This is a genomic window from Streptomyces sp. NPDC005438 (genome assembly GCF_040606315.1).
In the GTDB taxonomy this organism is placed as follows: Bacteria; Actinomycetota; Actinomycetes; order Streptomycetales; family Streptomycetaceae; genus Streptomyces.
The window spans coordinates 286,546-297,404 of record NZ_JBEXEP010000001.1; the positions used below are offsets into that span (position 1 = coordinate 286,546).

3 protein-coding genes are annotated in these 10,859 nt (G+C 71.2%); 2 read left to right on the forward strand and 1 reads right to left on the reverse strand.

The window, feature by feature from the left end; all coding sequences use genetic code 11:
• The first annotated feature begins 31 nt into the window (after positions 1 to 31).
• Both ABZT14_RS01210 and ABZT14_RS01215 read left to right on the forward strand, forming a co-directional pair.
• Entirely contained in the window at positions 32 to 8,581 is an 8,550-nt protein-coding gene (locus tag ABZT14_RS01210) for an amino acid adenylation domain-containing protein (RefSeq protein WP_356295082.1), read from the forward strand.
• 514 nt (positions 8,582 to 9,095) lie between these two features.
• On the forward strand, positions 9,096 to 9,557 hold the full coding sequence (locus tag ABZT14_RS01215) for a MarR family winged helix-turn-helix transcriptional regulator (protein ID WP_356295085.1): 462 nt from the start codon (positions 9,096 to 9,098) through the stop codon (positions 9,555 to 9,557).
• Between the two features lie 261 nt (positions 9,558 to 9,818).
• Here the strand turns inward: ABZT14_RS01215 and ABZT14_RS01220 are convergent, their stop codons facing one another.
• Positions 9,819 to 10,832: a hypothetical protein gene (locus ABZT14_RS01220; RefSeq protein WP_356295088.1), complete on the reverse strand. Its 1,014-nt coding sequence runs from the start codon at positions 10,830 to 10,832 to the stop codon at positions 9,819 to 9,821.
• Between the last annotated feature and the right edge of the window lie 27 nt (positions 10,833 to 10,859).

Consider the following 10,859-nt stretch of genomic DNA (forward strand, 5'->3'; position numbering starts at 1 on the left):
TCACGTCGCACGTACACCAGGTGATGACCACGTGAACGACCACCCCTCGGCCACTGCCGGCCGAACCCCCGGCGCGGACAGCGCCGGTCACGAGCCGGCGGCCGCCTGCGTGGCGCAGTACGTCCAGTTCAACGGTCCCATGGATCTGGAGTCGCTGCGCAGGGCGATACACGGCGCCCTGCGCGAGCGGCCACTCCCACGCTCCGGCTCCGCCGTGCCCACGGTGGAGGAAAGGGAGATCGCGGACGCCGACCCGGTGACCTGGGTGACGCGCGAACTGGCGGGTGGCCCGGGCGGATCGACGGGGCAGCGGCACGTGCTCCTGCGTTGCGCCGACGGCCGGATCGGCTGGTACCAGCAGGTCCACCCACAGCGGTCGACGGGCACCGCGCACCCCGCTCGCCCAGCCGGTGACGGTCTCACAGCCCTGACCGCGCTGGTGCGGCGTGCCGGCGACCTCTACGGACAGCTCACCGCCTCCCCGGACGGTTCCGCCGTGCGGACCACTTCCCAGGCACTCGCCGGTCTCCGTCCCGAACCCGGTGGCGGCACCGCGCGTCCCGACCAGGACGCCTCGGCCAAGGACCGCGACTTCTGGCGGCAGCAGCTGGTCGGCGCCCCCGTGCCGTGGGTGGACGACCACCGGGGCCTCGACACCTCACCGGACCTCAACGCCATGCGCCCCGGCCCGCCGCGTAACCGGGGCTGGCTGCCGGTGCCGGACGACCACGCGACGCTCCCCGCGCTGGCCCGCCGGAGCGGAGGCGGCCCGGCGGCGGTGGTACTCGCCGCACTCGCGGTGTACGCGCATCGACTGAGCGGGGACACCGAGCTGCTGATCGGCTACGGCTCCGAGCACGGCGTGCTGCCCGTACGCGTCACGGTGTCACCCGGTACGAGCTTCGCCCAGCTGGTACGTCGGGTCGGGCTGACCCTGCGTCGGGCACGCCGGCACACCTACGTGCCGGAGGAGGACCAGCCCTGGGGCACGGCGCGGCACTACGGCGCGATCGCGCTGCTGGCCGACAGCGGGGACCGGGTGCCCTTCGGCGCGGCCCGGGCCACCGTCGAGCACGCCTGGGACGGTGCGACTCCCCGCCTGTGCCTCCGCGTCGACGACCTGGCGGCCGACGGCTGGGCGCTGGACCTCGCCGGTCCACGGGCGGACCGTGCCCAGCAGCGCCGACTGGTCGACCTGCTGCGGCGACTGGCGGCTCAACCCCGGTTGCCCGTCGGCCGGTTCGACCTCGCTAACGAGGAGGAGCTGCGGCAGCTGGCGGAGTGGAACGCCACCGACCGCCCGCTCGGTGGCCCGGAAAAGACCCTGCCGGCGGCCTTCGCCGCACGGGTCGCCGAGCACCCCACCCACATCGCCGTACGGGACGCGTACCGCGAGCTGAGCTACGCCGAGCTGGACACGCGGGCCGAGCGGATCGCGCGGCTGCTCGCTCGGCGTGGAGTCGGGCCGGAGGACGTGGTGGCGCTGTTGCTGCCCCGGACGACGGCCATCGCGGTCGGCGTGATCGGGGTGCTCAAGTCCGGCGCCGCCTACCTCCCCGTCGACCCCGACTATCCGGCCGGCCGTATCGCGTACCTGTTCACGGACGCCCGACCGAAGACGGTGCTGACCACGAGCGACCTGGTCGGGAAACTGCCGCCGGACGCTCCCGAGCCGATCCTGCTCGACGAGATCACCGACCAGGCTCCGACCGGCGAGGCGTGGGAACCGGCCGGGCCGACCGACCCCGGCAACGCCGCGTACCACATCTACACCTCGGGATCGACGGGCCACCCCAAGGGCGTCGTCGTGACCCACCGCAGTGTCCTCAACCTCATCCACTGGGCCGTTGAGGAGTTCGGCGCGGCGGCGTTCTCACGGGTGCTGAGCACGACCTCGCTCAGTTTCGACCCGTCGGTGCAGGAGGTTCTGATCCCCCTGTTGAGCGGTGGCAGTGTCGACTTCGTACGGAACCTGGTCTCCCTGCTGGACCGCCCCGACTGGTCCGGCAGCCTCATCAACACCGTGCCCTCCGTCTACCGGCGCGTCAGCGAGGCCGAGTGGGTCGCCGACCGTGCCCAGCACTACCTCTTCATGGGCGAGCCACTGCCCGGTGACCTGGTGCGGGAGATCCACCGTCGGGACCCGTCGAAGACGGTCACGAACATGTACGGGCCCACCGAGGCGACCGTGAACGTCACCTCGTGGCGGTGCGACCCGGAACGGCCCGAGGACCCGCCCATCGGTGTTCCCATCGCGAACGTGCGCTGTCACGTCCTCGACGCCGCTCTGCGTCCCGTACCACCGGGCCGTCACGGCGAGTTGTACCTGGCGGGGGAGTGCCTGGCACGCGGCTACGCCCACCGGTTCGCCCTCACGGCCGAGCGCTTCGTCGCCGATCCGTTCGGCGGCCCCGGCGCGCGCATGTACCGTACGGGCGACCTCGTGCACTGGGACCACGACGGCCGACTGCACTTCGCGACCCGCGCCGACCATCAGATCAAGGTGCGAGGCATACGTGTGGAACCCGGCGAGATCGAGACGAGGCTCGCCAGTCTGCCGCAGGTCGCCGCCGCCGCTGTGGTCGCCGTGTCGGACGAGGACGGGGACCGCCGGTTGGCGGCCTACGTCGAGGCGGCGGCGGGTGCCACTCCAGACGCCGGGGAGCTACGCGCGGAGCTGCGCCGCCAGTTGCCCGAAGCCCTGGTGCCCACGGTGATCGAGACCGTGGACGCGCTGCCGGGGGACGCCAACGGCAAGACCGACCGGCGGACCCTGGCGGAGTGGGCGAACCGGTCGGCACGCACGGTCACCGAGGCCGCCCCGGACACGACGGGCCGTAACGAGGGCCGCGTCCACACCCTGCGTCAGGTCTTCGCGGGAGTGCTCGGGTTGGCCGAGGTCGGCCCGGAGGACAACTTCTTCGCCCTCGGCGGCGACAGCATCAACTCCATCAAGCTCATCCGCAGGGCACACCGAGCGGGCCTCGCCATCCTGGTCGAGGACGTCTTCGAGCACCCCACCCCGGTCACGCTGGCCGAGAAGGCGACCCCTGTGCCCGGGCCAGGAGACGGATCGGAACGCGGCGGCGGCCAGGCGGTCGAGCCGCGTGAGCCCGCGGTGCCGGAGCGTCGCGGCCAGCGGTACGGCGACCAGCTCCTGACGCGGCTGAACGACGAGGAACGTTCCTGGCTGACCTCCCGGTACCCGGCGTTCAAGGAGGTGTTGCCGCTCTCCCCGATGCAGGAGGGGTTCCTCTTCCACCGGCAGTTCGAGAGGAACACCGAGGACGCCTATGTGATGTTGCTCTTCCTCAACCTGACCGGAAGCCTGGACTCGGCCAGCCTGTCCTACGCGGTACGCGAACTCGGTCGCCGGCATCCCAACCTGTGCGCCGGCTTCGTGGTGCTCCCCTCGGGGCGCTCCGTGCAGGTGTACCCCCGGCGCGACCTGGAGTGCCGGGAAGTCGACCTGTCCGGGCTCTCGCCCCAGGAGCAGGGCGCCGAACTCGCGCGCCTGGACACCGAGGGCAGGACCACCCGATTCGATCCGGCGGACCCCCCACTGATCCGCTTCACCCTGGTGCGGCTGGGGGCGGACCGCTTCCAACTGCGAGTGGTAGCCCACCACATCCTGCTGGACGGCTGGTCGAACCACCTGTTCCTGCCGGAGCTGTTCGCGCTGTACTGGGACCCGGACTCGCTTCCCGAACCCACTCCGTACGCTGACTACCTGCGCTGGGTGGAACGGCAGGACAAGGACGCCGCGTTGCGTGCCTGGTGCGACAGCCTGGCCGGTGCGGTGGAACCGACCCTGGTGGCGCCCCCGGGCAAGAACCTCAGCACGCCCTGGCCGGCACGCATTGTCCACCACCTGACGCTGGAGGAGTCCGCGGCCGTCAGCGCGGCGGTCGCGGCCCACGGAGTCACGGTCAACACCCTGTTGCAGTGCTGCTGGGCGCTGATGCTGGCTGAGCACACCGGTCGGTGGGACGTGTTCTTCGGCGTCACCGTCTCGGGCCGCTCACCCGACCTGGACGCGGTCGAGTCCATCATCGGCCTGCTCATCAACACACTGCCGATGCGGGTCACGCTCTCCGCGTACGAGCCCTTCGCCGCACTGCTGCGGCGCGTGCAGAGGGAGCGCGCCGCGCTGCTGCCGCACCAACACGTCGGGCTCGCGGAGATCCAGCGCGCCGCCGGGGTGGGGGAACTCTTCGACACTTCCCTGGTGTTCGAGAACTTCCCCCAAGCCGACGCGAAGGCCCACGCGAACCTCGGGGACCTCAACCTCGTCAGCGCGAACGGCATGACGGCCGGGCACTACCCGCTCGGGATGATGGCCTTTCCGGGCAACGAACAGTCCGGGATCGAACTGGACATGATGTACCGCACGGACGTGTTCGACGAGCCGGGTGCCCAACGGCTGCTGGACCGACTGCTGCGACTGATCCGTACCTTCGTCGCCGACCCGGACCTCTCCGTCGCCCAACTCGACCTGCTGGACGCTCAGGAGCACGCGCGGCTGGCCGAGTGCCGCAGCAGCCGAGAGCGTGTCGCCCCGGCCACTCTGCCGACGTTGCTGGAGGCCCAGGCGCTACGTAGCCCGTCGGCGGTGGCGCTGCGTGTGGTCGGCACCGGGTCGCCGGGCGAGACGGGGGAGGGCGCGGCCGACGGCGGCCTGCCCCACGAGATCGACTACGCCCAGCTCGACGCACGTGTCAACCAGCTGGCACGTGAGCTGATCGCGCGGGGCGTGGCCTCCGAGGACCACGTGGCGGTGCTGCTCCCGCGTTCCGTCGCGGAAGTCGTCGCGTTCCTCGGGGTCCTCAAGGCCGGCGCCGCCTTCGTACCCCTGGACCCGCGCTACCCGGAGGACCGCGTCCGCCTGATCCTGGAGGACGCCCGCCCGAGGCTTGTACTCACCGACAGCGACCATGCCAGCCTTCCTCTGCTGCGGGAGCGGGCCGACCTCCTGGTCGTCGACGAGGAGACAACCATCGAACGCGTCGCCGCACACCCGGAGTCGGCGGTCACGGACGCCGATCGTGGCACGCCGCTGCTGCCGGACCACGTCGCCTACGTCATCTACACCTCGGGCAGCACCGGCCGCCCCAAGGGTGTGCTGGTGCAGCACTCCGGGATGGCTGGCGTGCTGGCCTCCACACCCCCCATGATCGGGCTGGGCGAGGGCAGCCGGGTGCCGCACGTGCTTTCCCCGGCCTTCGACGTGGGTGTGTACGAGGTCCTGGAGACCCTGGCCTGCGGGGCCACCCTGGTACTCGCGCCCTCGGAACGCGTCATGCCCGGCCGCGCCCTGGAGGAGCTGGTGCGGCGGGAGCGGGTTACCGCGATGACCCTGACCCCCTCGGCACTCGCCGTACTCGAACCGGGCGAGTTGCCGTCCACGACGGTCGTACGGGTCATCGGTGAGGTCCTGTTGCCGGAACTCGCGCGCCGCTGGTCGGCCCGGCACACCCTGGTCAATTCCTACGGACCCACGGAAGCCACTGTCATGTGCACCGCGACGGCGCCCCTGTCCCAGGCCGCGGCACCGATCGGGCGCCCACTCGCCAACGTCACGGTGCACCTGCTGGATGACGCGCTGCGTCCGGTCGCCCCCGAACACGCCGGGGAGGTGTACCTCGCGGGCCCTGTGGTCGCCCGGGGCTACGTGGGACAGCCCGGGCTGACCGCGCACCGCTTCGTGGCGGACCCGTTCGTTGCCGACGGGACGCGGATGTATCGCACCGGCGACCTCGCCCGCTGGAACCGGGACGGCGAGCTGGAGTTCGTCGGACGGGTGGACCGCCAGCTCAAGGTGCGCGGGTTCCGGCTGGAGCCGGGAGAGACCGAGTCGGCACTGCTGCGCCTGGACGGGGTCGCGGAGGTCGCCGTGCGCGGTCACGCCGACGACTCCGGTGGCACCAGGCTCGTCGCGTACGTCGTGCCGGGCCCCTCGGCCGGTGACTCACCCGAAGCCTCCGGCTCGTCACGGCAGCCGGTTGGGGGAGCCGACCTGACGGCGTTCGAGGAGGCGAAGCTGGAGGAGTGGCGGGCGTACTACGACGACGTCGTGTTCGCGTCCGACCGGACCGGGGACCACGCGGACCGGGACCGGCCCGTTGAGACCGGTACCGAGCGGGACGGCGGCGCCCCGTCGTCGCCAGCGGACACGACCGAGCGGTGGAGCGTCTTCGACGGCACCCCCGTTCCCTACGCCGAGCTGCTCCAGGCACGGGACGCGACCGTGGCCAGGCTGCGGGAACTCCAGCCGCGCCGGGTACTGGAGATCGGGGCCGGTGACGGGCTGCTCCTGGCCGCTCTCGCCCCGCACTGTGAGGTGTACCAGGCCACGGACCTCTCCTCGGCCGCGGTCCACGCGATCCAACGGGACCTCGAACGCTCCCCCCTCGAAGGGGCCGACATACGGGTGCGGCAGCAACCGGCCCACGACTTCCACGGATTCCGGGCCGGCGAGTTCGACACCATCGTCCTCAACTCGGTGGCGCAGTACTTCCCCTCCGAGGGCTACCTGCGCAGGGTGCTTGCCGGCGCCCTGGAACTGCTGGCACCGGGCGGCACGCTGTTCCTCGGTGACCTGCGTGATCCCCGGCTCAACCCGTGTCGGTACACGGCGGCCGAGTGCGCGACCGTCTCCCCGGCGTCCCCCGTTTCCCAGGTCCGGCTCGTGGCCGGTCGCCGTACCCTGCTCGACGAGCAACTGGCCATCGACCCGGCCTTCTTCGCCACCCTGGAAGTCGCCTGTGACCTGCGCCTGAGGGCCGGATGCCGGGGCAACGAACTGACCCGCTACCGCTATGACGCGGTGCTCCACAAGGACTCCGCCAGGGCCCGGACGGTCACCGAAGCCAGCCGGCTTACCTGGGGCAGCGACATACGGAACCAGGAGGAACTGGTCGCCCTGCTGCGTTCGGTGGGCGCTCCCGTGGCCGTGCGGGTCCGCGGTGTTCCCGACGCTCGACTGGTCGACGACCTCGCGCTGTGGAGGGCGGTGGAGGACGCCGGCGGCGGAGCGACTGTCGGCCGACTCGCCCCGGAGGCCGCCCCGTTCGCCGTGGATCCCGACCAACTCGCGGAGAGCGTCGAGCCGTTGGGCTACGCCTCGGTGGCCGTGCCCACCACGGCTCCCGGCACCTTCGACGCGGTGCTGATCCCCCTCTCCGAGTACGACGGCGGGCGGTTCCGCGACCTACGCCAGGTCACGGACACCTCAGGGGAGGCGCGGCCGCTGGTGCACGATTCGACGTCGGCGGACGCGGTGGCGCGACTTCCCGGAGCCCTTCTCCAGCGGCTCCGCAGGGTACTGCCCGACCACGCCGTGCCCTCGGCCGTCACCGTGCTGTCCCGGTTGCCGCGCACCCCGAACGGCAAGATCGACGAGAACGCGCTGCCCGACCCGGACGCCGTGGGCCGGACGACCGGAAGGGCGCCACAGAACGAGACCGAACGGCAACTGTGCGCCCTCTTCGCGGAGATGCTCGGGCTGGAGGAGGTCGGGGCGGACGACAACTTCTTCGACCTGGGCGGCCACTCGCTTCTGGCCACCCGGTTGGTCCGCCGTGTGGAGCACCTCTTCGGCGGGGAGTTGGACACGGCCACCCTGTTCGGCGCGCCCACCCCGGCCGAACTCGCCGAGCGCATCGGCGAGAGCGAACAGGGCCTGGCCCTGGAACCGGTTCTACCGCTGCGCTCGGCCGGAGGACGCCCGCCGCTGTTCTGTGTGCACCCCGGGACGGGCATCGGCTGGAAGTACGCCGGGCTGATGCGGCATCTCGACGGCGAGGTCCCGTTGTACGCGCTACAGGCCCGGGGACTGAACGGTCAGGGAGAACTGCCGGACAGCATCGAGGCGATGGCCGCGGACTACGTCGAACAGCTCCGCGGCATACAGCCCGAGGGTCCCTACCGGCTCCTGGGCTGGTCCCTCGGCGGTGTGATCGCGCACGCGATGGCCGTGCTGCTGGAGGAGCAGGGCCAGTCGGTGTCCCTCCTGGCCATGTTGGACAGTTACGCCAGTACGGAGGACGCCGTCCCGTGTGATGCCGCCGGACAGCCGGTGCACGGAGCGGGGGCGGGCCTCTATCTGGCGCTGCTGGATCACGAGGGCGTCGGTTGCCCGGAGTCGGGGGATGGCGCGCTCACCGCGCACGGGGTCCTGGAGCTTCTGCGCCACCACGGGAGCCCTCTGGGTGAGCTTTCCGCACAGGACCTCATGGGCATGGCGACCGTCCACGAGAACAACCTGAGGCTGGTCTCCACGTACCGGCCGGGTCACTACTCGGGCGACGTCCTCTTCGTGGAGGCCAGCCAGGAGACCGCCGACGAGGGCTCCACGGCGGGCACGGTGTCCACCGCCGCCGGTTGGGGCGCGTACGTGGGCGGTGACCTGCGGGTACGGCCGAGCGGGTTCCGGCACGACGACCTGGCGGGTGCCGAGGCGTTCGCCGAGATCGGTCCGGTGGTGGCGGACGAGTTGCGGTTCCTCGACGGCCGGAAGGGCCAGGGCCCGGACGGTCAAGGCTGGGCGGTCGCCGGACCCTTGGGCGTCCACCACGGTTGACGCACGCTCCGACGACCGATGCCCACCAGGGACGACCGTGCTGGTCGCCGCTCCGTCCGGGGCGACCAGCACGGTCGTGGCATCGGGGACGGGTCCGGAGGTGGGGGGCCAGAGCGCCGGGTCGCGGTCCGGTTCGGGGTGCGGGTCGTCCCGGTCGGCCAGCGGGTACTGGGGGAAGTCCCGCGCCTTTCTTCGTCGTTGCTCCCGTCGTTCCTCTTGTCGCTCCTCGTGCCGGAGTCGGTGGGGAGGCGCATCAGGGCCGTCGCCGGCCCGCGCCTCCTGACGTCACCGCGCGGCATGTGGTCGGTCTGGTCGCTCCGCTTCGAGGTGGGACACAGGTTCCCGTACGGGCGGTCCCTTGGTGTCGGCCCGTTGGAGGGCTGTGGAAACCGGGAAGTCGCTGGTGACCAGCCTGTGGACAGAGCCTCGGGCAGAACTTGACGCTGAGGTAGAGTGACCGGATTCTGCTGGCTCCGGCCCAGACGTACCGCTACCACCTGGAGTAAGGCCGCTCATGCCGCCGCCACGTCCGGGGAACGCGCTCCCCTTCCTGCTTCTCGCGGCCTTCCGCACCCTCATCGACGAGCTTCACCGAAGGCTCGCGGAACAGGGGCACCCGGAACTCCAGCCGGCACACGGGTTCGCCATGCAGATGATCAGCCGTGGCGGCAGCTTGACGGACCTGGGGCGGCGACTGGGCGTGACCAAGCAGGCCGCGCACAAGACCGTGAAGGGCCTGGAGGCGCTGGGGTACGCGCGGCGGAAGCCCAGCCCGGTGGACGGCAGGCGCATCGACATCCTGCTCACCGATCGCGGTGCGGACGCGCTCGCGCTGTCGGGGGAGATCCTCAACCAACTGCGGGACGAGTGGGCGTTGGTGGTGGGGGAGGAGGAGATGGGGCGGATGGAGAACACCCTGGAGAAGGTGGGAAAACAGGACGGGATGTACCGCATCCTGGGCTGGCTCGGTTCCTGAATCCCGGGTGGGCGCCCCCTTCGGTTACCGGGCTCTCCGCGCCGGGGGTCTTCGGGGGCTGACGGCCCTCACGTGGACGGCCCTCGCGGGGGGCCGGTTCTTCTCCCCGGGAGCTTCCCGGGGGCCAGCGACCTTCACGTGGACGGCCCTCACCTGGGCGGGCCCTCGCGGGGTGCCGGTTCCCCCCGCCGGGGAAAGCCGGGTGCCCCGTACCGACGCTGGATGCGTGGCACGGGGCACCGTGGGACCTCTCGGACAGGCTCAGTGGTGCTGCTTGTCCGCCGTCCCCTTGGTGTTCCCGGTCCCCTTGCCGGAGTTCGGGGTCCAGTCGGGAGCCTTGGCCCCCGCCGGTGCGGTGCGCTTCACGAACTTCTCGAAGGTGAAGGTGAAGTCACCGTTCGAGCCGTAGCGGGTGCACATCTGCTCCGGGTAGTAGCCGGTCACCTCGACCTCGGGGGTCTGCGGTATCGCGCGGCAGTCCTCGGCCGGCTTCTCCTTGACCACCCAGTCCCGGTTGATCACCGGCTCCCAGAAGCTGATGTGACCGTTCCAGGTGCCGTAGGCGAAGGCCTGGTCGAACTTGCCACCGTTGGCGGGTGCCGCGTTCGGGTCGATGATGTGGTTGCCCATCCGCCCGGCCGCGCCGGGCAGACCCCACCCCTCGGGAGCGTACGGTGCCGGCACTTCCTTCTTCGCCGTCTTGTCGTCGTCGCAGTTGATGACGAGGTTGCACGACCCGGTACGGATCTGGTTGCGGGCGCTGAAGTCCTGCATGAAGAAGTGCAGGTCGAAGTGCGGCTGGTCGAACACGTGCTCCGGGCCGTGGCCGTTCTTCTGCCAGTTGAACATCAGCCAGGAGAACGGCAGACCGTCCAGCTTCGGGAACCAGAGCACCCGCTCGTGGCCGCTGGCGCAGTCCTTCTCCAGGTCGATGCCGTCGCCGTCGGTGTCGAAGCAGGTCTGACCGTCGTGCGTCGGCTCCCCGGGCAGCGACTTCATCGCCGCCGCGTCCACCCGCACGGCGAGGGCCTGCGGGTGCTTGGCGGAGTCCGCCGCGTACAGGGTCTCCACCGTGCCGTCCCCGAGCGAGACCTTGTTGAACGAGGTCAGCTTGGGAGCGGCCCGGTCCTGCCCGGCGGCGCGCTCGTTCTGAGCGCCCGCCGGACTGGCGGAGGCCTGGCCGTCCGAGGACAGCAGCATCGGTGTGAACGACACCAGCACCAACAACGTGAAGGCGAGCGGCAGCGACCACCGAGGTCTCAAGGCGTCACGCATCATCGTTCTCTTCCCCCCTCTTCGTTC